This window comes from Microbacterium sp. NPDC079356 (assembly GCF_049545465.1).
In the GTDB taxonomy this organism is placed as follows: Bacteria; Actinomycetota; Actinomycetes; order Actinomycetales; family Microbacteriaceae; genus Microbacterium; species Microbacterium gawkjiense.
On sequence record NZ_JBMWDN010000001.1, the window covers coordinates 508,871 to 532,020 of the forward strand.

The 23,150-nt window shown below is 70.7% G+C and carries 30 protein-coding genes, 2 tRNA genes and 1 pseudogene; 11 read left to right on the top strand and 22 right to left on the bottom strand.

Annotated elements, in window-relative coordinates; translation table 11 throughout:
• The first annotated feature begins 112 nt into the window (after positions 1 to 112).
• Positions 113 to 943, top strand: a complete 831-nt coding sequence (locus tag ACPEH0_RS02545; protein ID WP_033107199.1) for a phosphatase PAP2 family protein — start codon at positions 113 to 115, stop codon at positions 941 to 943.
• Positions 944 to 1,337: 394 nt separating this feature from the next.
• On the opposite strand, the gene ACPEH0_RS02550 is transcribed toward ACPEH0_RS02545, so the two are convergent.
• Genes ACPEH0_RS02550 through ACPEH0_RS02560 form a run of 3 tightly spaced genes read right to left on the bottom strand, consistent with a single transcriptional unit; the run spans position 1,338 to position 3,569 of the window.
• The gene (locus ACPEH0_RS02550) at positions 1,338 to 2,798 is read right to left on the bottom strand and encodes a multicopper oxidase family protein (RefSeq protein WP_071645090.1); all 1,461 of its coding nucleotides are present in this window, start codon (positions 2,796 to 2,798) and stop codon (positions 1,338 to 1,340) included.
• The gene (locus ACPEH0_RS02555) at positions 2,798 to 3,118 is read right to left on the bottom strand and encodes an SHOCT domain-containing protein (RefSeq protein WP_366213089.1); all 321 of its coding nucleotides are present in this window, start codon (positions 3,116 to 3,118) and stop codon (positions 2,798 to 2,800) included. Before ACPEH0_RS02555 ends, ACPEH0_RS02550 begins: the two co-directional genes overlap by 1 nt.
• Positions 3,119 to 3,167: 49 nt before the next feature.
• Entirely contained in the window at positions 3,168 to 3,569 is a 402-nt protein-coding gene (locus ACPEH0_RS02560; RefSeq protein WP_366213088.1) for a DUF302 domain-containing protein, read from the bottom strand.
• Positions 3,570 to 3,725: 156 nt separating this feature from the next.
• Here ACPEH0_RS02560 and ACPEH0_RS02565 point away from each other — a divergent pair, with 156 nt between their 5' ends.
• Both ACPEH0_RS02565 and ACPEH0_RS02570 read left to right on the top strand, forming a co-directional pair.
• On the top strand, positions 3,726 to 4,343 hold the full coding sequence (locus ACPEH0_RS02565) for a cytochrome c oxidase assembly protein (protein ID WP_423719416.1): 618 nt from the start codon (positions 3,726 to 3,728) through the stop codon (positions 4,341 to 4,343).
• Positions 4,344 to 4,458: 115 nt separating this feature from the next.
• A complete protein-coding gene (locus ACPEH0_RS02570) occupies positions 4,459 to 4,647 on the top strand; it encodes a hypothetical protein (RefSeq protein WP_366213087.1) in 189 nt (62 codons plus the stop codon).
• A 180-nt stretch (positions 4,648 to 4,827) separates the two neighbouring features.
• Here the strand turns inward: ACPEH0_RS02570 and ACPEH0_RS02575 are convergent, their stop codons facing one another.
• The 7 genes and pseudogenes from ACPEH0_RS02575 to ACPEH0_RS02605 all read right to left on the bottom strand — a co-directional run bounded on the left by ACPEH0_RS02575 (position 4,828) and on the right by ACPEH0_RS02605 (position 8,490).
• Positions 4,828 to 5,109, bottom strand: coding sequence for a YgaP-like transmembrane domain (locus ACPEH0_RS02575; protein WP_016465082.1), 282 nt, complete (start codon positions 5,107 to 5,109; stop codon positions 4,828 to 4,830).
• Positions 5,106 to 5,483 carry a thioredoxin family protein gene (locus ACPEH0_RS02580; protein ID WP_016465083.1) on the bottom strand — a complete coding sequence of 126 codons (378 nt, stop codon included), beginning with the start codon at positions 5,481 to 5,483 and terminating at the stop codon, positions 5,106 to 5,108. The genes ACPEH0_RS02575 and ACPEH0_RS02580 overlap by 4 nt, the downstream gene beginning before the upstream one ends.
• A 45-nt stretch (positions 5,484 to 5,528) precedes the next feature.
• Positions 5,529 to 5,894, bottom strand: coding sequence for a rhodanese-like domain-containing protein (locus tag ACPEH0_RS02585; protein ID WP_016465084.1), 366 nt, complete (start codon positions 5,892 to 5,894; stop codon positions 5,529 to 5,531).
• Positions 5,895 to 5,919: 25 nt separating this feature from the next.
• Entirely contained in the window at positions 5,920 to 6,267 is a 348-nt protein-coding gene (locus ACPEH0_RS02590; protein ID WP_366213086.1) for a sulfite exporter TauE/SafE family protein, read from the bottom strand.
• Between the two features lie 22 nt (positions 6,268 to 6,289).
• Positions 6,290 to 6,694, bottom strand: a pseudogene (locus tag ACPEH0_RS02595) (sulfite exporter TauE/SafE family protein); the annotation flags it as partial.
• Positions 6,695 to 6,716: 22 nt separating this feature from the next.
• A complete protein-coding gene (locus tag ACPEH0_RS02600; protein ID WP_033107194.1) occupies positions 6,717 to 8,129 on the bottom strand; it encodes an MBL fold metallo-hydrolase in 1,413 nt (470 codons plus the stop codon).
• 175 nt (positions 8,130 to 8,304) lie between these two features.
• Positions 8,305 to 8,490: a hypothetical protein gene (locus ACPEH0_RS02605; protein ID WP_016465088.1), complete on the bottom strand. Its 186-nt coding sequence runs from the start codon at positions 8,488 to 8,490 to the stop codon at positions 8,305 to 8,307.
• A 98-nt stretch (positions 8,491 to 8,588) separates the two neighbouring features.
• Here ACPEH0_RS02605 and ACPEH0_RS02610 point away from each other — a divergent pair, with 98 nt between their 5' ends.
• Positions 8,589 to 8,873: a metal-sensitive transcriptional regulator gene (locus tag ACPEH0_RS02610; RefSeq protein ID WP_016465089.1), complete on the top strand. Its 285-nt coding sequence runs from the start codon at positions 8,589 to 8,591 to the stop codon at positions 8,871 to 8,873.
• A gap of 162 nt (positions 8,874 to 9,035) precedes the next feature.
• Here ACPEH0_RS02610 and ACPEH0_RS02615 read toward each other — a convergent pair.
• The 4 genes from ACPEH0_RS02615 to ACPEH0_RS02630 all read right to left on the bottom strand — a co-directional run bounded on the left by ACPEH0_RS02615 (position 9,036) and on the right by ACPEH0_RS02630 (position 10,517).
• Positions 9,036 to 9,108, bottom strand: a tRNA-His gene (locus ACPEH0_RS02615).
• 34 nt (positions 9,109 to 9,142) lie between these two features.
• The gene (gene orn / locus ACPEH0_RS02620) at positions 9,143 to 9,763 is read right to left on the bottom strand and encodes an oligoribonuclease (RefSeq protein ID WP_082886092.1); all 621 of its coding nucleotides are present in this window, start codon (positions 9,761 to 9,763) and stop codon (positions 9,143 to 9,145) included.
• Between the two features lie 45 nt (positions 9,764 to 9,808).
• Positions 9,809 to 9,881 (bottom strand) — tRNA-Arg (locus tag ACPEH0_RS02625).
• Between the two features lie 27 nt (positions 9,882 to 9,908).
• Positions 9,909 to 10,517 (bottom strand): YczE/YyaS/YitT family protein, encoded by a 609-nt coding sequence (locus tag ACPEH0_RS02630; protein WP_311862232.1) that lies wholly within the window; start codon positions 10,515 to 10,517, stop codon positions 9,909 to 9,911.
• Between the two features lie 60 nt (positions 10,518 to 10,577).
• On the opposite strand from ACPEH0_RS02630, the gene ACPEH0_RS02635 reads away from it, so the two are divergent.
• On the top strand, positions 10,578 to 12,002 hold the full coding sequence (locus tag ACPEH0_RS02635; protein WP_217531814.1) for a PLP-dependent aminotransferase family protein: 1,425 nt from the start codon (positions 10,578 to 10,580) through the stop codon (positions 12,000 to 12,002).
• Between the two features lie 8 nt (positions 12,003 to 12,010).
• On the opposite strand, the gene ACPEH0_RS02640 is transcribed toward ACPEH0_RS02635, so the two are convergent.
• Complete coding sequence (locus ACPEH0_RS02640) at positions 12,011 to 12,256, bottom strand: hypothetical protein (protein ID WP_359918648.1); 246 nt, start codon at positions 12,254 to 12,256, stop codon at positions 12,011 to 12,013.
• A 122-nt stretch (positions 12,257 to 12,378) separates the two neighbouring features.
• Here ACPEH0_RS02640 and msrA point away from each other — a divergent pair, with 122 nt between their 5' ends.
• From msrA to ACPEH0_RS02665, 5 genes are all read left to right on the top strand, one after another.
• Entirely contained in the window at positions 12,379 to 12,903 is a 525-nt protein-coding gene (gene msrA, locus ACPEH0_RS02645; RefSeq protein WP_217531818.1) for a peptide-methionine (S)-S-oxide reductase MsrA, read from the top strand.
• A 168-nt stretch (positions 12,904 to 13,071) separates the two neighbouring features.
• A complete protein-coding gene (locus ACPEH0_RS02650) occupies positions 13,072 to 13,545 on the top strand; it encodes a single-stranded DNA-binding protein (protein ID WP_217531820.1) in 474 nt (157 codons plus the stop codon).
• 45 nt (positions 13,546 to 13,590) lie between these two features.
• Complete coding sequence (locus ACPEH0_RS02655; protein ID WP_311283781.1) at positions 13,591 to 14,088, top strand: DUF6993 domain-containing protein; 498 nt, start codon at positions 13,591 to 13,593, stop codon at positions 14,086 to 14,088.
• Between the two features lie 50 nt (positions 14,089 to 14,138).
• Positions 14,139 to 15,818 (top strand): energy-dependent translational throttle protein EttA, encoded by a 1,680-nt coding sequence (gene ettA, locus ACPEH0_RS02660; RefSeq protein WP_217531822.1) that lies wholly within the window; start codon positions 14,139 to 14,141, stop codon positions 15,816 to 15,818.
• Positions 15,811 to 16,290: an acyl-CoA thioesterase gene (locus ACPEH0_RS02665; protein WP_253034426.1), complete on the top strand. Its 480-nt coding sequence runs from the start codon at positions 15,811 to 15,813 to the stop codon at positions 16,288 to 16,290. Before ettA ends, ACPEH0_RS02665 begins: the two co-directional genes overlap by 8 nt.
• 6 nt (positions 16,291 to 16,296) lie before the next feature.
• Here ACPEH0_RS02665 and ACPEH0_RS02670 read toward each other — a convergent pair whose 3' ends face one another.
• The gene (locus ACPEH0_RS02670) at positions 16,297 to 17,169 is read right to left on the bottom strand and encodes an acyl-CoA thioesterase (RefSeq protein ID WP_359918654.1); all 873 of its coding nucleotides are present in this window, start codon (positions 17,167 to 17,169) and stop codon (positions 16,297 to 16,299) included.
• Positions 17,170 to 17,222: 53 nt separating this feature from the next.
• Between ACPEH0_RS02670 and ACPEH0_RS02675 the strand changes: the two genes are divergently transcribed.
• A complete protein-coding gene (locus ACPEH0_RS02675; RefSeq protein ID WP_366213085.1) occupies positions 17,223 to 17,897 on the top strand; it encodes a hypothetical protein in 675 nt (224 codons plus the stop codon).
• Between the two features lie 13 nt (positions 17,898 to 17,910).
• On the opposite strand, the gene ACPEH0_RS02680 is transcribed toward ACPEH0_RS02675, so the two are convergent.
• The 6 genes from ACPEH0_RS02680 to ACPEH0_RS02705 are packed head-to-tail and all read right to left on the bottom strand — an operon-like array spanning position 17,911 to position 23,114.
• Complete coding sequence (locus ACPEH0_RS02680) at positions 17,911 to 18,360, bottom strand: globin (RefSeq protein WP_366213084.1); 450 nt, start codon at positions 18,358 to 18,360, stop codon at positions 17,911 to 17,913.
• The gene (locus ACPEH0_RS02685; RefSeq protein ID WP_366213083.1) at positions 18,357 to 19,421 is read right to left on the bottom strand and encodes a mechanosensitive ion channel family protein; all 1,065 of its coding nucleotides are present in this window, start codon (positions 19,419 to 19,421) and stop codon (positions 18,357 to 18,359) included. The genes ACPEH0_RS02680 and ACPEH0_RS02685 overlap by 4 nt, the downstream gene beginning before the upstream one ends.
• A 44-nt stretch (positions 19,422 to 19,465) precedes the next feature.
• Positions 19,466 to 20,128, bottom strand: a complete 663-nt coding sequence (locus ACPEH0_RS02690; protein ID WP_359918660.1) for a response regulator transcription factor — start codon at positions 20,126 to 20,128, stop codon at positions 19,466 to 19,468.
• On the bottom strand, positions 20,125 to 21,375 hold the full coding sequence (locus ACPEH0_RS02695) for a sensor histidine kinase (RefSeq protein ID WP_366213081.1): 1,251 nt from the start codon (positions 21,373 to 21,375) through the stop codon (positions 20,125 to 20,127). The genes ACPEH0_RS02690 and ACPEH0_RS02695 overlap by 4 nt, the downstream gene beginning before the upstream one ends.
• Before the next feature lie 9 nt (positions 21,376 to 21,384).
• Positions 21,385 to 22,203, bottom strand: coding sequence for an ABC transporter permease (locus tag ACPEH0_RS02700; protein ID WP_366213080.1), 819 nt, complete (start codon positions 22,201 to 22,203; stop codon positions 21,385 to 21,387).
• Positions 22,200 to 23,114, bottom strand: a complete 915-nt coding sequence (locus tag ACPEH0_RS02705; protein ID WP_366213079.1) for an ABC transporter ATP-binding protein — start codon at positions 23,112 to 23,114, stop codon at positions 22,200 to 22,202. The genes ACPEH0_RS02700 and ACPEH0_RS02705 overlap by 4 nt, the downstream gene beginning before the upstream one ends.
• Positions 23,115 to 23,150 lie beyond the last annotated feature (36 nt).

Below are 23,150 nucleotides of genomic sequence, written 5' to 3' on the forward strand. Positions count from 1 at the left end.
ACTGTGGCGACTCTGAGACCACCTGAGAGCGCTCTCAGGTGCGAGCGCCGCAGGCGTGCTCGATCGGGAACGCCGTGCCAGGATCGCTCCAGGCCGGCGGACAGGAGCATCGATGCAGCGGGATCGCGAGGACCCGAAGCAGACGGGTCCCGACGCGGAAGTCGAGGTCGAGCGCCACCTGGGCACGAAGGATCTGACCCGTTGGCCGTCGCGCGCCGGCCGGGTCGGCGCTTTGATGGTCCACCGCCTGAGCGAGCTGCTCGGGCCTCACGCGGCTCTCGTCCTCATCCTGGCGGTCGGCGCGGTGGTCGCAGCGCTCGCGACGCTCGCGGCGGCCTGGGTCTACGACGCGGTGACAGAATCCGACGGCGTCGCAGGCTTGGACCGTCCGGTGCTCGCGGCGTTCGTGACGGTTAGGTCGCCGTGGCTCGATACGGCGGTGACGTGGTACACGAACATCGGCGGCGTGATCGTGATGCCGATCATCGCCGTGCTCGCCATCGTCGTGCTGACGCTGCGTCGCCGCAACTGGGCGCCGGTTCTGATCATCGGGGCCGCGGGCGTGGGATCGCTGCTGATGACGGTCGTCGGCAAGGGACTCGTCGCGCGGGTGCGGCCGGGGTTCAACGACGCCGTGCCACCGTTCGAGCATTCGCCCTCGTTCCCAAGTGGGCACACGCTCAACGCCACAGCGATTGCGGGCGCGATCGCCTACATGCTGCTCCTGCGGCAGTCGAGCCGTGTCGTCCAGGTCGCGACCATCGCCGTGGCCGTGGTGTTCGCCGTCAGCATCGGCATCAGCCGCATCTACCTCGGCCACCACTGGTTCACCGACGTGCTCGTCGCATGGATGTTGGGAGTGGGCTGGCTCGCGGTCGTCATCACCGCGCACCGGCTCTATCTCACCGCGCGGCATCGACAGCAGACAGCCCTTGCGACGTAGCGCTCGCGCACCCGTTCGGCCTGCTCGGGCGTCAGCTTGCAGGGGATGTGTGCTGAAGTGCCCGCGTCCGTCGTCGGGTAACGAAGAAGGCGCGGATTGCGCGCCCGTCGTCATCGTGGCCGAGTTGTGCAGCCAGTTCGGCGGGGGGTCATGGGCATGGCATGCGCTGAGGGTACCCCGCGAAGGGCTGCACGCTCGAGAGCTGGCCTCGGTGCCCTGTAAGCGTGCTGGGCAGGCGCTGATGAGGGAGCCCACGCAAGTGACTGATTGGAGAGTGGGGACGGAAATAGGTCCGTCGCCCACCGGACTTGAACTGGTCGAACGCTCCGGCTATCGATCGACTCGTCGTCTTCGGTGAGGTAGCGAACCTCGGTGTCCAGCAGCTGGCCGCCGCTCATGCAGCCTTGACCGTTCCCATCATCCCTAGGTCCTCGTGATCGAGGATGTGGCAGTGGTAGACCGTGAGGCCCGTGAACCGTGCGAAGTCGATGCGCACCACGACCGAGCCCTGAGCCGGGACGTTCACGACGTCCCGCCACTGGGTGCCGTCGATCGCCGATCCGTTCACCTGGATCAGCTGCATCGGCCAGACGTGCAGGTGGAACGGATGATCCATCGGCGTGGGGTTGCGGATCGTCCACTCCTCCACGGTCTCCGCGCCGACGCGCTGATCGATGCGCCCCGCGTCGAATGCGCGCCCGTCGAAACCCAGGGCCATCATCCCGCCCTGCTGCGGCATGCCCATCCCCATGGTCATGGTGAAGGAGATCTCGCGCAGCGCGTCGGGAGTGCGGGAGCGCAGGTCGGCGTCGGGCGCGCGCGGGGGCACGGCGGGCAGCACCGCGGCGTCGGGCCCGCGAACTTCGACGAAGGCGAGCAGCGCCGGGCCGGAGGAGCTGCCCCCGCCGGCCATCATCCCGCCCATCATGGCGGCGCCCCGGTCGTAGCCGAGTGTGCGCAGCTGGGCACTTCCGGCCTGCATCGTCACCAGGAGATCCGCCCTGTTGCCTGGAGCCAGCAGGACCTCATCGACGGCGCGGGGCCGCGGTTCGTGCCCGGAGTCGATGCCCAGGAGCTCCAGCCGCTGACCAGGCAGCGCGAGTCGGAGGTAGCGCGCCGTGCAGGCATTGACGATCCGCCAGCGCTCCCGCTCCCGCGGCCGCGCGACGATCTCGGGCAGCAGTTGACCGTTGACCATCAGGAAGTCGCCCTCCCGGCCCATCATGCGATCTGCCTCCGAAGCGGCAGCGACGGCTCCGCCGGCGAACGAGATGTCCGAGATCACGAGCACCCGCTCGCGGGCGACCGGGAGCGCGTCGCCTTCGACCACGATGGCACCGAAGAGGCCGCCGAAGATCTGATCGGCGACGTTGCCGTGGTGGTGGGGGTGATACCAGAACACGCCGCTGGGGTGGTCGGGAGGAAGGTCGAAGCGGTAGTCGAACACCTCGCCGGGTGCGAGGCTGATGAGGGGATTGTCTCCGTTCCCTGTCGGGGAGACGTGGAGCCCATGCGTGTGGAGATTGGTCGGCTCGCGAAGACGGTTCTCGAGGCGGACCTCGATGCGGTCGCCCGGGCGCACGCGCCACGTCGAGGCCGGGACGCTGCCGTTGTAGCCGAGCACGAGCGCCCTGCGGCCGGCTATCTCGTTCTCGTGCTCCGCGGCGACCAGCTCGGTGCGGAGCACGCCCCCGCGGCTTCGCAGCGAGCTCGGCTCGGCCAGCGGCCCGGAGGGCGTTGCATCGGGCGAGGTCCAGGGCAGACCCGTGCTGCTGAGCCCGAGCCCACCGAGTACCACGCCCGCGGCGCCGCAGGCGCCCAGCAGCAGAGCCTGGCGGCGGGTGATCGGCTCCATCAAGGAGCGTCGCGCAGGCGTGCGACTCGCTCGTCGTACTCAGCGTGGTCGATCTCGCCACGCGCGTAGCGCTCGTCGAGAATGGCGCGCGCCGATCCGCCTCGCGGCTCCGGTGGCCGGTGGCCTCCGCGGTTCAGACCGCCGGTCGCGAGCCGCACCGTCAGGACGACGAGCGCCGCGATGCCCGCGATCATCAAGAGCAGGAACACCCACCCCATTCCGGGGCCCATGCCGCCCCAGTTGCCCATGCCGCCCCAGTTGCCCATGCCGCCCCAGTTGCCCATGCCGCTCCAGTTGCCCATGCCGCTCCAGTTGCCCATCAACATGCTTCGACCTCCCCGTTCTCGTGCTTAAGGCGCAGTCGCGCCGTCACTCGTTGCCGCTGCCGACTTCGGCCAGCGCTGCGCTCAGGCGGTCCGCCGCTTCGTCTGCGACCGCTCGCAGCGCCTCGTTCCCGGTGACGCCGACCATGACCTTCGGGTCGAGCGCCTCGACGACCGACGTACCGTCGCCGGCGTCGCGCACCGTGACGTTGCAGGGGAGTAGCAGTCCGATGGACTCCTCCGCCTGGAGCGCGCGGAGCGCGAGCGGAGGATTGCACGCGCCCAGGATCACCTGCGGGGGCATGTCGACATCGAGCTTCGCCTTGAGCGTCGCCGCCATGTCGATCTCGGTTAGCACGCCGAATCCCTGCGTGGCGAGCGCCGCGCGGATCGCGGTGACCGTTTCGTCGAAGGGGAGGGCGACTGTCGTGGTGATGCCGTAGCTCATGACTTGCTCCAAGCGACTCGGGGCGGGCGGGAGTCGGCCGAAGGCTTGTGCCGGCACGATCCGCGGTCCCCGCTGATGCATCCAACTATACCCCCAGGAGTATTCGAGAACAGGAGTGGATGAGCGAGGGCGGCGCCCGCCGACCCGCGTCTGTCCATCCAGGCGAGAGGCGACACGCGAGCCGTCACCGCAGCGTGTCTCAATGCCGGCGGACTGTGGCAGATCTATTCGACACCCCTGGTCGGCTGGATGCAGTCCGGTTCGCTGGTGCACGTGGCGGTCCACGCCCACCTGCTCCTCGCGGGCTACCTCCTGACGACCGCGGCCATCGGCCTCGACTCGACACCGCATCGAGCGCCTCACCTCACCACCGCAGTCGCACCCCTCGCCACGATGGCGTCGCACAGCATCCTCGCCAAGACGCTCTTCGCCACTCCTCCCGACCTGTATGCCGTCGGTGACGTGCAGCCGGCGCGCAGCTCACGTACTACGCGGGCAGCTGATCGAGGCCGCGATCGTGGCGCTCTTCTGCGCGCGCTGGTACCGAGAAGCCGGACGTCATGCGTCCCGCCGGCGGCCCGGCGGCGTGGCGGTAAGCCAAGTGCGCTGAGCTCCCCGGCGGAGGGAGCCGTCACCGGAGCGGCAGGACGCCGCGGCCCGGACCGGCGATCGAGTCGCTTCAAAGAGACCGCGTCGTACCGGCGCATGCCGCGCCATCGCTCTCCGATTCGCGGTGGAGCGTCTTGGACGTGGTGTCGGAGCCGGGAGTGTTAAGGACGTCCGGACGAGCGCAGAATGCCTCGGGCGCCATGGGGATCTGAGCGTCCGCCGATAGCCAGGATCCGTACCCGTGCAACCCTGGGCGCATGTCGATGCCGTCCCCCATTGCATGCCGCGCGCCGCGCGAGCCGAGGCGGGGGAGCTGCTGCCGTATGACGTCGCGTGGAATGCCGCCGGCGGGCTACTGCTCCTCGTCGGCGTCGCCTGGACGATCGCGCTGGCGCGCCGCGGACACCGCGCAGCATCCGCACCGCCAGCCGGAGCGGATGCGGTGACGGCATCGGATCGTGGCCGATGAACTGATCCTGCTCGGCCGCGCTGGCGGGCCGATCTGCACGCGAGCTCGCCGCGGCGTTGGCGCGAGTGCGCCTCGGCGCACTGCGCCGGAGCCCTCGTCATCGGAACCGACGGCCCACGACACGTCCTCGACGACTAGCAATCGGCGAGGCAGCACGAGGGGGCGGCTGAAGCCTGCGCTCTAGCGGGGGCCTCGCTGGTCGAGCGGCTGGCGGGCTTCGGGGATGCCAAGCGTGTTGTGCTCTGCGGCGGTGGCACTGACTCGCGCGAGCAGCGATGCCGGGCACCAGCCGCGGACTGCGCCGGTGAGGAGGAGCGCAGCGCCGAGCGTGGCGGCGATGGCGAGCGGCGCGTCGTGCAGGTTGCTGAGCGCGAACGCGCCGGTCAGCGCGCCGACAGCGGCCTGCACGACGCGTTCGATGCTTCCCGGAGCGCAGACCGGGGCGCGGCGGCGGGAAGTCACGGCGCCTCGGCGGCTGCGCGCTGCTCGGCGACCTGGCGGCGCACGTCGTCCATGTCGAGCGCGCGGACGCCGGCGATGAGGCTGTCGAGCTGGGCCTGGCCCAGCGCGCCGGGCTGCGAGAAGACGAGGATCCCGTCGCGGAAGGCCATGAGCGTCGGGATGGACGTGATGCGGAACGCCGCGGCCAGCTGCTGCTGGTCCTCGGTGTCGACCTTACCGAACACGATGTCGGTGTTCGACGCGGCAGCTCGGTCGAAGACGGGCGCGAAGCTGCGGCAGGGGCCGCACCATGCCGCCCAGAAGTCGAGGAGCACCATGCCGTCGCCGGCGATGGTCGAGTCGATCGTTTCGATGGTGATGTCACGCGTGGTCATGTTCGGGGTTGCTCCCTGGATCGGTGATGGTCGGATGGGCCGGCGTCAGCGCCCGATTGCGAGGCCGGTCGCCGCTGACGCGCTCTTGAGCGCGCCGAGGTCGGTGACGTCCGCGAAGCCGGCCTCGCGCATGAGCGCGACCGCCTGTGCTGACCGGCTGCCGGACCTGCAGTGGACGAAGTAGGGCGCATCAGGGTCGAGCGAGGGCAGTGCCGCGGCGAGGTCGCCGTTCGACACGTCGAGGAGGACCGCGCCGTCGAGGTGACCGGATGCCAACTCGGGCGCGGTGCGCACGTCGATGACGACGGCGTCCGCTGGAGCTGCGACGCTGCCAGGGGGCGTCGATGCGCAGCCTGTCGTGACGGCGGCGAGCGCGAGGCCGGCGAGGCCGGCGAGCTGGGTTCTGGTCATGGTGTTCTCCGGTGAGCGGTGTCGTTCAGGTGAGCGGGAGGTGGAGCGCGAGCTGCTGCACGAGCAGCGCGACGGCCACGCTGAGCACGAGCACCGCGAATCCGGTGCGCAGTGCCCGTTCGGGGATGCGGCCGGTGAGCGCCGAGCCGAGGAAGGAGCCCGCCACGGCGATTGCGGTGAACGGCAGCACCAGCGCCCAGAGGATGTCGGGGAGTGCTGGTTGGGCCGCGAGCCCGGCGAGCGATTGCATCGCGATGACGAGCAAGGATGTGCCGATCGCGGCCGACGCGGGCAGGCCGGCGAGCAGGATCAGCGCGGGGACGATGAGGAAGCCGCCCCCCCGCGCCGACCAGCCCGGCGAGTGAGCCGACAACCGTTCCGAGCACGAGGACGAGGGCGATGCGCGGCCGAGCGGGCTCCGCCCGGTCGTGACGCGGGCGCCGGCGAAGCATCGCCACCGCGGCGGCGATCATCGTGCCGGCGAGCAGCACCATGAGCACGCCTGGGGGCAGCGTGCGGCCGAGCAGCCCGCCGACGAGCGCGCCGACGACACCGGCCGCTCCGAAGACTACCCCGACACGCCAGCGCACGCGGCCCGCGCGAGCGTGCTGCAGCAGTCCGAGGGCGCTCGTCGTGCCGACGATGAGCAGTGACGACGCGATGGCGGCTCGCGGCTCCACGCCGCCGACGGCGGTCAGGATGGGCACGGCGAGGATCGAGCCGCCGCCGCCCAGCAGGCCGAGGCTGATGCCGACCAGCAGGGCGAGCGCAAGAACGGCGATGGTGGCGGTCGGCGTCATCGGGCGCCTCGATCCTCGGCGGTCAGCTGGTCGCCGGCTCGCGCCCGGTTGTCTGGAGCCACCCGAGGTAGGAGCCGTCGAGCTCGACGACGTCGACGCCGGCCCGGCGCAGTGCGCTGGCGACGACGCTGTTGCGCACGCCGCTCTGGCAGTACGTCACGACGGTGCCGTCCGCGGGCAACTCGTCGAGGTGCCACAGCGCGCGGCCGCCGCTGAGGTGCGCGGAGCCGGGGATGTGCCCGTCGGCGTGCTCGGAGCTGCCGCGCACGTCGACCAGGTTCACGTCGGCGAGGCCGTCGAGCTCCTCCGGCTGCAGCAGTCGGGGCTGCACCAGCTCGAGCCCGTCGAGGGAGCGGATGAAACCGTCGACGGCGTCGATGCCGACCCGCACGAGGTGGTCGCGCATCCGCTCCGCCTCCTCGCGGTCGTCCGCGAGGAGAACGAGCGGCCGGTGCTCCGCCTCCGGATCGTAGACCCACGCCCCGTAGGTCGCGGCCTTCGCTGCGCCCGGGATGTTGAGGGAACCGACCACGGTGCCGTCGTGCACCTGCCGGCGGTCCCGAGTGTCCACCAGGATCGCGAGGTCGCGCTCCAGGAGGTGCTGCACCTCCGCAGTGGACCGCTCGGGGAGCGGTGCGCGGGGGTGGAGCACCGCGGGGCCGGTGCGGTTCTGGGACTTCATTCGGGCGAAGTACGCGTGGGCGTCGGGCTGGCCGGAGAGTAGCTCGTCGACGAAGCCTTGCTCGTCGTCGGCGGCGAGGTAGGGAGCCCACCACGAGAAGGCGCGCTCGTAGCCGACGGTCGTCGCCGCGATCGCGCCGAGCGACTTGCCGCACGCGCTGCCGGCACCGTGCGCTGGCAGCACCTGGACGTAGTCGGGCAGTGTCAGGAAGCGGTCGCGCAGGCTCGCGAAGAGTTGGTGAGCGCCCTCGAAGCGGGTGTCGACGCCGCCGGCCGCCTCGTCGAGCAGGTCCGGTCGGCCGACGTCGCCGACGAACACGAAGTCGCCGGTGAGCATGAAGCCCGGCTCCTGGGCCTGCGCGCCGTCGGTCACGAGGAACGACAGGTGTTCGGGCGTGTGGCCGGGGGTGTGCACCGCTCGCAGCGTCACGTTGCCGACGACGATCTCGTCGCCGTCGTGCATCCGGTCGGCGTCGTCGAAGCCGGTGCCGTAGGTCCAGTCGGGTCCGCCCTCGTCGGAGACGTGCATGCGGGCACCGGTGCGCGCCGCGAACTCGCGGGTGCCTGAGAGGTAGTCGGCGTGGATATGGGTCTCGGTGACGTGCGCGATGCGCAGGCCGTGCTTGTCGGCCAGTCGCATGTACTCGTCGACGTCGCGGCGGGGGTCGATCACGATCGCCTCGCCGGTCGCCTGGCAACCGATGACGTAACTCGCCTGTGCGAGGTCCTCGTCGTAGATGCGCTCCAGCAGCATGATGCTCTCCTTGTTCGTCGTCGTCGTCGTTGTAGTCGTCAGCAGTGGCAGCGGTCGGCCGCCGGGACGCCCCCGAGGGCCTCCTCGACGTGCTGGCCGCATCCGGCCCAGCTCGGCTTGCCGCAGCGGTCGCAGGTGATGCGTGCGCACATGGTGATGTCCTCTCGTCAGTGGATCAGCGGCCGAACAGGCGCGCGAGGAAGCCGGGTCGCGAGGCCTTCGCCTCATCGATGTCGCGCTGCGTGTGCCGGCCGGGGCACCAGTCGGATGCCGGGACCGTGCGGCGCACGTCGTTCACGTGCTGGCCGCAGCCAGCCCAGGTCGTCTTCCCGCAGATGTTGCACTTCGCGGCTCTGCACATCTCGCCCTCCTGGCGGTGTCGATGAAGGTTGAATACCCCGGGGGGTATCCAAACTATACCCTGGGGAGTATGGTGGATGTCAACCCAGGAGGAATCCGATGAGCATCAGCCCAGACATCGTCGCGGCGCACGACCCGGAGGCGAAGCGCAAGATCGTGAATCGGCTGCGGCGCGCGCACGGCCAGCTGGCAGCCGTCATCGCTGCGGTCGAGGACGAGGCCCACTGCCGCGACGTCGTGCAGCAGCTCTCCGCAGTGTCGAAGGCCGTCGACCGGGCTGGCTTCCTGGTGGTCGCCGGTGCCCTGAAGGAGTGCCTAGCCGAGGAGCCGGGCGACGGCGAGCGCATCGACGAGCTGGAGAAGCTCTTCCTCTCGCTCGCTTAGAGATTCCGGCGGGCGTCTCCGTGCCTCGGTAAGCACGCCGAGCAAGTGTGGCCCTCGCCATGCTTTTCCCTGGTGGGCCGCCGAGGCAAAGAAATAGGGCCAGGTGCGAACTTCCTCCAAGGGTGGTCCCTTGGTCGAAAGTTCACACCTGACCCGTCTGTGGGTGAGTAACGGGACTCGAACCCGCGACCCCCTGGACCACAACCAGGTGCTCTACCAACTGAGCTATACCCACCATGTGCCCGTCTCCGGGCAACCACACAAGTGTATTACAGACCCGAGGCGAACGATGACACCGTCGCGGCCGCGGCGCTTCGCGCGTCGTCGCTCGTCGGTCCGGGGGCGGCGACGAAGACCGTCTCGCGGTAGTACGCGAGTTCGCGGATGCTCTCGCGGATGTCGGCGAGGGCGCGGTGTCCGCCGTCCTTCGCGGGGGCGTTGAAGTACGCGCGGGGGTACCACCGCCGGGCCAGTTCCTTCACGCTCGACACGTCCACATTGCGGTAGTGCAGCCACCGGTCGACACGCGGCATGTAGCGGGCGAGGAACATCCGGTCCGTGCCGATCGTGTTGCCCGCCAGCGGCGCCTTGCCCTCGGGCACGAAGCGCTGGATGTACTCGAGCACCTGGAACTCGGCGTCGGCGAGGCTGACGCCGTTCGGGATCTCGGTCAGCAGACCCGAGCTCTCGTGCATCTTCGTGACGAAGTCGTTCATGTGGGCGAGGGCCGAGTCGTCCGGCTTGATGACGATCTGGAACCCCGGGTCGAGCACGCGGAGGTCGAAGTCGGTGATCACGACGGCGACCTCGACGAGCTCGTCCACCGACAGGTCGAGGCCCGTCATCTCGCAGTCGATCCAGACGAGGCGGTCGTTCTCCGCAGCTGACACGTGGTCTCCTCCCACAGGAGTCGGCGTGGTCACGGCGACTCGGAGCCCCTCCAGGAGGATTCGAACCCCCGACCTGGCGGGTAGAAACCGCTCGCTCTGTCCACTGAGCTATGGAGGGAAGGATGCTCGTTCCCCAGGCTACCGCTCAGACCGCGATGGTCGCTCGGCGCACACGCAGCGCCCGCCAGCGTGCCGACAGGGCGAGGGCGAGGTGGACGCCGGGGCCGATGAGCACGGCGAACAGGACGGTCCCGAGCCCGACCGTGCCGCCGAGGAGCCATCCGGTGACGAGCACGCTGCCCTCGACCGCGAACCGGCACACCCAGATCGGCCAGCCGAACCGCGCGTGCAGCCCCGTCATGAGTCCGTCCCGAGGGCCCGGCCCGAGGTCGGCCCCGAGGTAGATCCCGGATGCGGCGGCGATGAGCGCGATGCCCAGGAGGAAGACGACGACGCCCCAGAGGTAGTTCCCGACCGGGGGGATCACGGCCAGCGCGCCCTGCATGACCGTCCCGACGACGAGGATGTTCGCGATCGTTCCGATCCCGGGCTTCTGGCGGAGCGGGATCCACGCCACGAGGACGAGGGCGCCGGTGAGGACGACGATCCAACCGATGCCGATCCCGGTCTGCAGCGCGAGTCCCTCTGCGAGCACCGTCCAGGGGTCGAGGCCGATGCCGGCCTGGACGAGCACGGCGCATCCGACGCCGAAGAGAGCGAGGCCGACGACGAGACGGATGAGGCGGAGGGTCATGAGTCCATTCCAGCGTACGATTGGCCTCCTGCACACAGTCCAATCTCGGATCGGTGGACCATGGACTCTCGAATCGGCGCCCGGACCCTCGCCGGCGCCCTCGGCGGCTGGCGGACGCGGACGCCCACCTACGAAGCCCTCGCCGACGGCATCCGGCTCCTCTGCCTCGACAACCGCATCCCGGCCAACACCGCCCTTCCCGCCGAGCGGGAACTCGCCGTGACCCTCGGACTCAGCCGCGCGACCGTCGCCGCCGCGTACCGCTCGCTGCGCGACAGCGGTCACATCGAGAGCACCCGCGGATCGGGGAGCGTGACGCTCCCGCAGGTGCGTCGCGGGACGGGCCGGGTCTTCGACGACGGGGACGGCATCGATCTGCAGCAGGCGAGTCCGGCCGCGTGGCCCGGCCTCGCGGGGATCATCGCCGACGTCGGTGCCGATGCGGCATCCCTCGTCGGCCGGCCGGGCTACGACATCGTCGGCAGCAGCGAGCTGCGCACGGCGATTGCGGACCGGTACACGATGCGCGGCCTCCCGACTGCTCCCGACGAGATCCTGGTGACGAACGGCGGCCAGCACGCCATCCATCTCGTCACCTCCGCCCTCCTGCGTCCGGGCACGACGGCGCTGCTCGAGACGCCCACCTACCCGCACGCGACCGAGGCGATCAAGGCGACGGGCGCGAGGGTGACGGGGACACCGGTCACGGTGGAGGACGGCTGGGACCTCGACCGAGCGGTCCAGGCCTTCCGCCGCGCCCGGCCCACCCTCGCGTACCTCATGCCGTGGTTCCAGAATCCGACGGGACGGAGCATGACGACGGCGGATGCGGCGACGTTCCGCTCCGCGGCCGCCGGCGCGGGCACCGTGCTCGTGATCGACGAGACGACGGCGGAGCTCTCCATCGACGGCGACACCCCCGCCGCGCTCGACTTCGGCCCGCGCGCCGTCCGGATCGGATCCCTCGGCAAGACGGTCTGGGGCGGACTGCGTGTGGGGTGGGTCCGCGCCGAGCGGGCGTTCGTCCGCCGCCTCGTCGCGTCGCGGCCGCGGCGGGACCTCGGGACGGCGGAGTTCGAGCAGGCCGTCGCGACGCGCCTGGTCCGTTCGATGCACGAGATCCTGCCCCAGCGGGCGGAGCTCCTCGGGCGGGGGAGGGATGCCGCCGTCGCCGCGCTGCGCGAGACGGTGCCGACCTGGTCGGTGCCGGTGCCCCGTGGCGGTGTCTCGCTCTGGGTCGGGCTGGACGCGCCGCGCAGCGGCGGCCTGGTCCTGGCGGCTCGTCGCGAGGGGGTGCTCCTCTCGGCGGGTCCGCGCTTCTCGGTGGACGGCGGCTACGACGGACACCTGCGCCTGCCCTTCACCGCACCGCCGGAGCAGATCCGTCAGGCGGTCGCCGTCCTGGCACGCGTGTGGCCGGAGGTGACCGGTCGCACCGCGCTTCACCCCGTCGAGGAGCGCGAAGCGATGGCCGCGATCGTCTGATTCGTCGCTCAGCGGGAATCGTGGAGGGCCGCGACGGCGTCGTCCATACGCCAGAACTCCCCGACGTCGACGAAACCGCCCGCCGAGGCGCGGTAGCGTCGGGCGAGGTAGCGGCATCCGTCGCCGTCACCGGTCCGTGCGACGTGGCCGATCACGCGGCCCGACCCGTCGACGACACGGGCCACGCGGTCGGACACCGCGACCAACCGGTACGCACGGAGCCGGTGGGCGGTGCTCGCTGCGATGGTGCTCATGGACCCTCCTCCGACGGTTCCACACGGTACGCTCGGCCTCCGACACTCCTCCCTCGGGGAACAGCGCAGCCGTCGCGCGCGTTGTCACCGGTGACGATCCCACAGTGAAAGGAAGGTCTCGCATGCAGACCTATGTGCTTGCCGGAGGCTGCTTCTGGTGTCTCGACGCCGCCTACCGCGCTCTCAACGGAGTCGTCTCGGTGGAGTCGGGATACGTCGGCGGATCGGTGCCGTCGCCCACCTACGAGCAGGTGTGCACCGGGACCACCGGGCACGCCGAGGCGGTCAAGGTGACCTTCGACGAGGAGGTCATCCCGTCGGACGTCATCCTCGATGCGTTCTTCACGATGCACGACCCGCGGCAGCTGAACCGTCAGGGCAACGACGTCGGCACCCAGTACCGCTCGGCGATGTTCCCCGCCAACGACGCGCAGCGCGAGACGTTCGAGCATGCCGCCGAGCGCGCGGCCGACTGGTGGGGCGGCGGACTCGTCACCACCATGGAGCCGCTGACGGAGTGGTACCCGGCCGAGGACTACCACCAGGACTTCTTCGCGAAGAACCCCGGTCAGGGCTACTGCCTCGCCGTCGCCGTCCCGAAGGTGAACAAGGTCCGGGCGCGGTTCGGCGAGTACGCCCGCAGCTGAGCCTCCTCCACAACGCCTCGGCCCCCGATCGGATCCACCGGTCGGGGGCCGAGGCGTTCGTGCGTGCGGCTCCGGCGCGATTCTGAGGGGGCTCCGACGCCCGCCGGGCACGCGGGCGTCGGAGCATCATCCGGGCACGCCGTGCCCCCGACCTCTCAAGGAGTCGCAATGAAGGATCACATCACGATCGTCGGCAACGTCGGCGCGGACCCCGAGTTCCGGCGGCTGCCCGACGGCACACCGGTGGTCTCCCTGCGGGTGGCGAGCACCGAACGCCGGTACGACGCGAAGGCCGGCGCGTGGGTCGACGGACACACGAGCTGGTACCGGGTGTCGGTGTTCCGCGCCCTCGGCGAGCACGTGGCCGCCTCCGTCCGACGGGGCCAACGCGTCGTCGTGCTCGGCACCCTCGCGATCAAGCGGTGGGAGGCCGGGGAGAAGTCGGGGACGGATGCCGAGATCGACGCTCTCGCCGTCGGGCACGACCTCGCGTTCGGGACGACCGTCTTCACCGGAACGAGTCGGCCGCGGGAAGAGGCCCGACCGGTCGAGGCGGATGCCGAGTGGGCACCGGCCGGGCCGGTCGAGGACTCCGCGGACGACCGCGTCGACCGCCCCGAACCGGTCGCGACGCCGTTCTGAGGGGACCCAGCCGGCTCGGAGGGCGCACGCCCTAGACTCTGGCCCGTGCGCCGACACCAGTCCCCGCGGGGAACCCGCCTGCTTCTCATCGCGTTCGCCCCCGCCGTGGCCGTGTCCCTCGTCGCGTGCGCGCCGGATGCGGCGCCGCGTGCCTCCGAGCCGGCCTCTCCTTCGCCGTCGGTGTCGTCGCCCGGTCCCACGCCCACGGGGACCCCGGGTCCTGCGGACGGCTCGGCGGAGGCGCTCCTGCCGACCTTCACCTCCGTCATGGACGAGGTGTGGCGCGGATCGAAGTCCGTGAAAGGCCGCGACTACGTCGACGCGCTCGTCGCCGCCGGATTCGCGAAGGACGCCATGCAGGTCACCTTCGACGAGACGTCCGTCGGCCTCCCGGCCGACAGCATCCAGTTCTCGGTGCGCATCGATGACGAGTGCCTCGTCGGGCAGGTCGGTCCGTCGGTGCCGGGCCCGACCGCGCTCGTGATGCCGGGGCTTCCCGCGGGGGAGTGCCTGGTGGGGGAGACCCGCCCGATCGACTGGTGACCGCTCCGCGGTGCCGCAGGACGAAGCGTCGCCCGTAGACTTGGGTCGTTATGGCCGAATACATCTACTCCATGGTCCGCGCCCGCAAGGCCGTCGGCGAAAAGCTCATCCTCGACGACGTCACGATGGCGTTCCTGCCCGGTGCCAAGATCGGCATGGTCGGCCCCAACGGCGCCGGTAAGTCGACGATCCTGAAGATCATGGCGGGCCTCGACACCCCGTCCAACGGCGAGGCGAAGCTCTCCCCGGGCTTCTCGGTCGGCATCCTCATGCAGGAGCCCGAGCTCGACGAGTCCAAGACGGTCCTTGAGAACATCCAGGACGGCGTGGCGATCAAGCCCAAGCTCGACCGCTTCAACGAGATCTCCGCCCTCATGGCGGACCCCGACGCCGACTTCGACGCGCTCCTGGCCGAGATGGGCACCCTGCAGGAGGAGATCGACGCCGCCGACGGCTGGGACCTCGACTCCCAGCTGGCGCAGGCCATGGACGCGCTGCGCACCCCGCCGGCCGACGCCGCCATCGCGCCGCTGTCCGGTGGTGAGAAGCGCCGCGTCGCCCTCGCCAAGCTCCTGCTCCAGAAGCCGGACCTCCTGCTCCTCGACGAGCCCACCAACCACCTCGACGCCGAGAGCGTCCTGTGGCTCGAGCAGCACCTGCAGGCCTACAAGGGCGCCGTCATCGCCATCACCCACGACCGGTACTTCCTTGACAACGTCGCGGAGTGGATCGCCGAGGTCGACCGCGGGCGCCTCATCGGCTACGAGGGCAACTACTCGACCTACCTGGAGAAGAAGGCCGAGCGCCTCGACATCCAGGGCAAGAAGGACGCCAAGCTCGCCAAGCGCCTGAAGGAAGAACTCGACTGGGTGCGCTCGAGCGCCAAGGGCCGCCAGACCAAGTCGAAGGCGCGCCTGGCCCGCTACGAGGAGATGGCCGCCGAGGCCGAGCGCACGCGCAAGCTCGACTTCGAGGAGATCACGATCCCGCCCGGGCCGCGTCTGGGCAACGTCGTCATCGAGGCGAAGAAGCTGCAGAAGGGCTTCGGCGACCGTTCGCTCATCGACGGGCTCAGCTTCAGCCTGCCGCCGAACGGTATCGTCGGCGTCATCGGCCCCAACGGCGTCGGCAAGACGACCCTCTTCAAGACGATCGTCGGTCTCGAACCCCTCGACGGCGGCGACCTGAAGATCGGCGAGACCGTCAAGATCAGCTACGTAGACCAGTCGCGCGCCAACATCGACCCCAACAAGACGCTGTGGGAGGTCGTCTCGGACGGGCTCGACATCATCACGGTCGGCAAGACCGAGATCCCCTCGCGCGCCTACGTGTCGAAGTTCGGTTTCAAGGGACCGGACCAGCAGAAGAAGGCCGGGGTGCTCTCCGGTGGTGAGCGGAACCGCCTGAACCTCGCCCTCACCCTCAAGGAGGGCGGCAACCTGCTCCTCCTCGACGAGCCGACGAACGACCTGGACGTCGAGACCCTGAGCTCGCTCGAGAACGCCCTGCTCGAGTTCCCCGGCTGCGCCGTGGTCATCACCCACGACCGGTGGTTCCTCGACCGCATCGCGACGCACATCCTCGCCTACGAGGGCACGGCCGAAAAGCCCGACCAGTGGTACTGGTTCGAGGGCAACTTCGAGGCGTACGAGGCGAACAAGGTCGAGCGACTGGGCGCGGATGCCGCCAACCCGGCCAAGTCGACCTACCGTAAGCTGACGCGTGACTGAGGCCCGCATCCGGGTCCCCATCCACCTCCGGTGGGGGGACCTGGACGCGTACAACCACGTCAACAACGCGTCCATGCTGAAACTCCTCGAGGAGGCGCGCGTCCGCGCCTTCTGGATGCCGGGCGCCACCGAGCGCGCCGTGCCCACCGCGGTCATCGACGCGAGCCACGGCGCGGCGCAGCTGACGCTCATCGCGCGACAGGAGATCGAGTACCTCGCGCCGGTGCCGTACCAGCGGGACCCGATCGACGTGCAGATGTGGTTCGGCAAGATCGGCGGATCGAGCGCCGAGGTGCACTACGAGGTCTTCACGCCCGAGGGCCACGAACCGCGCACGCTCTACGCACGGGCATCCACCGTCATCGTCCAGGTGGATGCCGTCACCGGGCGCCCCGTGCGGCTGTCGCCCGAGACGCGTGCCGCCTGGGAGCCCTACCTCGGCGAACCGCTGCCGCCGCTCGGACGCCGCTGAGGCGGCTCACTCGGGTGCGGGCACCCGGATCATGATCTCCTGCGCGACCGAGGCCACCAGCTGACCGTCGCGGGAGAAGATCCGGCCCGTCGCGAGCCCGCGACCGCCCTGCGCGCTCGGCGACTGCTGCACGTACAGCAGCCACTCGTCGACCCGCGCCGGGCGGTGCCACCACATCGCGTGGTCGAGGCTCGCGACCTTGAGGCCGGGGGTGGACCACGACGTGCCGTGCGCCCGCAGCACCGACTCCTGGATCGTGAGATCGCTCATATAGGCGAGGGCGGCCCGGTGCAAGCGCGGGTCGTCGGGCAGGTCGCCGCGGGTGCGGACCCAGACGGATTGCTGCGCCACCTTCTCCTCGCCCGCCGTCGCGTAGAGGGGCTGCTCGACGTGACGCACCTCGATGGGACTCTGGTCGAAGTGCCGCTTGCTCATCGGGTGGAGTCCGGCGAGCACCGCGTCGTCCGAGAGGTCCTCGGGTCCGGGGATGCCCGCCGGCATCTCGTCCTGGTGCTCGAGCCCCATGGCATCCGTCTCGAACGACGCGATCATCGAGAAGATCGGGACGCCCTCCTGGAACGCCTGAGTGCGGCGGGTCGAGAACGACCGGCCGTCGTGGATGCGGTCCACGGAGAAGGTCATCCCGCGCGTCGAGTCACCTGGCCGCAGGAAGTAGCCGTGCATCGAGTGGGCGGCGCGATCGTCCTCTACGGTGCGCTCCGCGGCGATGACCGCCTGTGCGAGGACCTGCCCGCCGAACACCCGGCCGAGCGGCATCGACTGCGACACCCCGGTGAAGATGTCCTCGGTCGTGCGGGCATCGCTCGACGCGAGATCCAACACCGCCAGCAAACCGTCGACGTGATCCGATTCGCGCACAGCGTCCCCTCCCGGGCGACCCGAGGCGGCGCCCGGTTGGTAGTTTAGGTCGGATGGCTCCGCAGCTCGTTTTCCCCGACCCGCGCTCGGCGGCAGACCTCCTCACGTTCGCCGGACGCGCCGCCCGCCTGGGCGATCCCGCCGTCCGGCTCCGCGCCGCCGCCGGAACGCTCGCCGTCTCCGCGGCCCCGCTCTCGCCGCGCGGGTTCGGGGAGGACATCCCGACGGTGCTCGGCATGCGGTTCCTACGCATCGACCCCGAGCTCGCCTGCGATCTGGTGGTGGATGCCGGTGCCCTCCGCGCGGGAGACGACGCCACCCGTGTCGCCCTGCCCGACAGCGGCGTCTCAGCGGCGTGGGCGGGCATCTCCCCGCCGCGCAGCGGATGGGTGCCGGGCGATCCGGTGCCGGTCGAGAACCTCGCGCGCGCCGTGCGTCGCGGCGTCGACGAGGTGGCCCGTGCGCTGCCCGCGTCCCCCGGGGAGGACCTCGTCCGTACCGTCCGCGCCGCCGTCTGGGGCGCCGAGGACACCGAATTGAACGGGCTCATCGCCGGGGTCGCCTTCGCGGCCGACGCACTCGGGTTCCTCGGACCGGATGCGGGAGGGGAGGCATCCGTCCTCCGGACCGGCACGTGGACACGTGTCACGCTGCCCCGCGGTCACGTCCTCGTCCGGGCGGGCAACCCGACGGGGCTGACCGCCGTCCGCGCGACCGGCATCCGCTGAGCGGACGACGGGCTCAGGACTCGGGACGCACCGGCAGTGTCGACCCGCCGTGCGGCTTCGCGGTCGGTCCGATGCCCGTCGGCTCGAAGGTGTTCACCATGGCGTGGGCGGCACGCTGGAGGTAGTCCCACAGCGTCGCCTCGTGCAGCGGCGACAGGTGTGCCTCGTCGACCGCGATGCGCATGGCTCGCAGCCAGCGGTCCCGGGCGTCCGGGTTGACGTGGAACGGCGCGTGGCGCATACGCAGGCGCGGGTGGCCGCGCGTCTCGCCGTAGGTGGTCGGACCGCCCCAGTACTGCTCGAGGAAGAGCAGCAGCCGTTCGGCGGCGGGACCGAGGTCCTCCTCCGGGTACATGGGTCGGAGCACGTCGTCGGCGGCGACTTCGCGGTAGAACACGTCGACGATGCGCTGGAACACCTCGTGCCCGCCGACCTCGTCGTAGAAGCTCACGGTCTCGCTCACGGGGCCGAGCTCCCCTCGGGTGCGTCTCCGTCGGTGCGCCCGCGCTTCTTCGGCCGCCACGCCAGCCGCGGCGGGGCGATGGGAGCGACCTGCTGGGGCTTGGTCTTCGGCGGGTTCGCTCCGCGGATGCTCTGCACGGCGTCCGCACCCTCGAGCAGGGTGGACTGGAGCTGGGGGAGCGGCACACCGAGCGTGTCGAGCGCCGACTTCAGGCGCTTGCGCAGCGCACGCGAGACGTCGTCCTTCGCGTTCGGACGGGTCTTCAGCACGAGACGCGTCACGAGGGTGTCCCCGTCGATCGATTCGAGCCCCCAGATCTCGGGCTTGTCGATGATGCGCGTACGCCACTTCGGTTGGCGGACGAGATCCTTCGCCGCGGTGAGCATGGCGTCCTCGACGGCGTCGATGTCGGCATCGGCCGGGACCCCGACGTCGATCACGACGCGCGCCCAGCCCTGCGACATGTTGCCGATGCGGGTGATCTCGCCGTTGCGGACGAACCAGAGCGTGCCGTTGACGTCGCGCACGTGGGTGACGCGGACGCTCACGTACTCGACGATGCCGGTCGCGAGCCCCACATCGACGACGTCGCCGATGCCGATCTGGTCCTCGGCCACGATGAAGATGCCGTTGAGGACGTCCTTGACGATGTTCTGCGCGCCGAAGCCCAAGCCCGCACCGATGGCCGCGGACAGCAGGGCGAAGGAGCCGAGCACCCCCTGGTTGATGATCGACACGATCGTGAGCACCGCGACGATCACGATCGCCACGTTGACGATGTTGGTGAGGATCGATCCCAGCGTGCGGGTGCGCTGGACGATCCGGACCCGCGCCAGCGGCGACATGTCGATCGCGCGCGTGTCCTCGGCGGCCGCGCGGGACTTGGCGCCCGTCACGATCCGGTCCACGACGCGGGCGATGAGCCGTCGCATCAGCCACGACGCGGCGAGGGCCACCACGACGGTGACCGCCACCCACAGGATGTTCCAGCCCGCATCGACGAGGAAGCGGAGGAAGCCGTCGCGGACGGTCTCCCAGTCGACAGCACCCGTTCCGTTCATCCCACCGATCCTATCGAGCCCGTCCCGGACCGGCCTGAGACGCGTTAGGAGTCGCCCGGGTCCGCCAGCCCGTGGGCGATGAGCACAGCGTGCACCCGGTCGCGCGCCGGGAGCTTGGCGAGGATCCGCCCGACGTGCGTCTTGACGGTGGATTCGCCGAGGAACAGCGCCGCGGAGATCTCCGCGTTCGTGAGCCCGCGCGCCATCGCGTCGAGCACCTCCTGCTCGCGGGCCGTCAATGCGGCGCTCCGGTGCGGCTCGGGGTGCGGTCGCCCTCCCGCGGTGACCAGCTCGATCATCCGGCGTGTGACGCGGGGCGAGAGCGTGGCCTCGCCTGCAGCGACCGCCCGGACGGCCGCGACGAGCTCTTCCCGCTCGGCATCCTTCAGAAGGAAGCCGCCGGCACCGGCGCGGAGCGCTCCGAAGGCGTACTCGTCGAGGTCGAACGTCGTCAGGACGAGCACGCGGGTGCCGGGATGGTCGCGACGGATGCGGCGGGTCGCCTCGATGCCGTCCATCCCCGGCATCCGCACGTCCATCAGGACGACGTCGGGCGCGAGCGCGGCGACGGCGTCGACGGCCGCGGCTCCGTCCGCGGCCTCGCCGACCACCTCGACGTCGTCGGCGGCCTCGAGCACCATCCGGAACCCCAGGCGGATGAGGGACTGATCGTCGGTGATGACCACGCGGATCGGTCGCTCGCTCATCCCTGCTCCTCCCGCGGCAGCCACGCCCGCACCGTCCATCCTCGCTGCTCGCCGGGGCCGGCCGTCACGGTACCGCCCGCGAGTTCGACGCGCTCGCGCACACCCTGGAGGCCGAAGCCTCCCGCCGCCGAGGGAATCGGGGCGGAGAGGCCGTCGTCGACGACCGAGACCGTGACTCCTTCGTCGGTGTACCGGATGTCCACGTCGATGCGGGTGGCCGCACGGGCATGGCGCAGCACGTTGGTCACCCCCTCCTGGACGATCCGCGACACCGCCAACCGCGTCGCCGTCGGCACGTCGGGCTCGCCCACCACCGTGAGGTGCGTCTCGAAGCCCGCAGCGCGGGCGGAGGCGACCGTCTCCGCCGTCGTGTCACGGACGAGGGGCGCGAGGGGAGCGGCATCCGTGTCCCGCAGGACGCCGAGGGTCGCCCGCATGTCGCGGAGCGCCTCGCGACCCGTCGCCGAGATCGCCTCCGCACCGGGACGGGCGTGCGCGGCATCCTTCGACGCGGCCACCCCCTCGGCCAGCGCGACCATCACCGTCAGCGAGTGGGCGACGATGTCGTGCAGCTCGCGGGCGATCCGCTCGCGCTCGGCTGCGGCGGCGAGCTGCGCCTGCTGATCCCAATCGACGAGGAGGCGGCGGGAGTGCGCGATGAGGGCTTCGACGTAGCGTTTGCGGCCGCCGACGTTCGCGCCGACGAGCCCTCCGATCAGCATCAGAAGCGCTTCGCCGATGAGGACGTTCCAGGCGATGTCGGGGGCGATGATGCCGCTGAACCCGAGCGTGCCCGCCACGACGACCAACAGCGAGAGCCCCGCTCCCACGGCGATCAGGCAGACCCGATTGCCGCGGTAGACCGCGACGGTGTAGGTCGCGATCCCGACGAGCGGCCCGCCCAGCGACACCGGGGAGAAGAGGTAGGCCGCCGCGACGAGGACGGTGATCGCGAAGACCCCGACGGGGTTGCGACGACGGACGAGGAGGGCGAAGCTCCCGAGGACGACGACCGACGCGAGGACCGGCCAGATGCGGTCCCAGGTCTGCGGGTCGATCCGATCGTCTGCGACGGCCCGGTCCGGCAGGGCGACGACCGGAGCGACCGAGAGGAGCAGACAGAAGCCCGCGATCGCGATGTCGGTGAGGACCGGGTGACGCGCCCAGAACCGCCGGAGGACGCCGGGGGGACGCGGAAGCCGCGGCTCGGCCTCAGGAGAGGCGTCGCCACGGCTTCCGGTGATCACCCGATGACCTTACGCGTCGCGGGTGCGCAGCACGGCCCAGCCGAGGAGCAGGGCGCCCGCGGGCCAGGCGACGGTCGCGGCGAGAGAGGGCCAGAAGACCTCTCCGTCCAGATCCGTGAGCGCCGCGGCCGCGTTGCCCGGCAGCCAACGGCCGAGATCGACGATCCACTGCCACGACTCGCCGAACAGCATGAACACCTGCAGCACGAGGGGCAGGACGAACAGGATGCCGACGGTCGTCGCGATCGCCCCGGCACCGTTGCGGATGATGAACCCCCACCCGAGTCCGAGCAGACCGAACGTGGCCATGGCCAGCACGCTGAGCAGCAGCGGCAGCCACAGCTCCTTCGCGTCGCCCCAGGCGTAGGCGTCGGCGCCGAGGATCGGCATGATCACGAGCCCGGCGATCGCCGACGTCACGGCCGCGAGCAGGGCGAGGGTCGTCGCGATCACGACGGACTTGGCCACGAGCACCCGACCACGGCGGGGCTCGGCCGTGAGGGTCGAGCGGATCATCCCGGTCGAGTACTCGCCGGTGATCGCCATGGCGCCCAGGATGCCGGCCACGAGCATCGTGAACTGGACGGGCAGGGTGATGGCGGCGACGGGGCTCAACCCAGGACCGAAGCTCGACGACGCACCGGCGACCATCGCGGCAAGTCCCACGGTGAGAAGGGCCGCGATGCCCAGGGACCACCAGGTCGAGCGCAGCGTGAAGAGTTTGAGGAATTCGCTGCGCACGAGGCGACCGAGCGACAGCCGGGCCGACGGGTGACCCGGGGCGGAGGTCTGACGGGTCAGGGGAGCGGGCGGGGCGACGGCGGTCATCGCGCGACCTCCTTAGTCTGATACTCGACGGCACCCTCGGTGAGGGCGAGGTAGGCGTCTTCGAGCGATCCGCTGCGCGGAGTCAGCTCGTGGAGCGGAATGCCGGCACGGGCGGCGGTGTCGCCGATCGCCGCGGCGGTGAGGCCGGTGACCTCGAGCACGCCGTCGGCACCGGACGAGACGGTGACGTCCGCGGCGGCCAGCGCGTTCGCGAGCTCGGCCGCGCGGGGGGAGCGCACCAGCACGGTGGTCCGGGTCCATGCGCGGACGATCTCATCGATGCCCGCATCGGCGAGCACGCGCCCGCGACCCAGGACGATGACGTGGTCCGCCGTCTGCGACATCTCGCTCATCAGGTGGCTCGACAGCAGGACGGTCCGCCCCTCGGCGGCCTGCGCTCGCACGAATTGGCGGACCCAGCGGACACCCTCGGGGTCGAGTCCGTTGACGGGCTCGTCGAGGATGAGGGTGCGCGGGTCGCCGAGCAGGGCGGCGGCGATCCCGAGGCGCTGGCCCATGCCGAGCGAGAACCCGCCGGCGCGTTTGCCGGCGACGCTCTGGAGACCCGTGATCTCGATCACCTCGTCGACGCGCGAACGCGGGATGCCGTGGGTCGCGGCCATGGCCCGCAGGTGACTGCGCGCGCTGCGGCCGGTGTGGACCGCCTTCGCGTCGAGGAGGATGCCGACCTCCGTCAAGGGCGAGCGCATCGACCGGTACTCGCGTCCGTCCAGGGTGACCCGGCCGGCCGTGGGCCGGTCGAGCCCGACGATCATGCGCATCGTCGTCGACTTCCCGGCGCCGTTCGGGCCGAGGAATCCCGTCACCTTGCCGGGTTGGACGGCGAAGTCGATCCCGTCGACGGCGGTCTTGTCTCCGTACTTCTTCGTGAGGCCTTCTGCAACGATCATGACCTCGACGTTACGGACCGGATGCGTCCGCCGCGT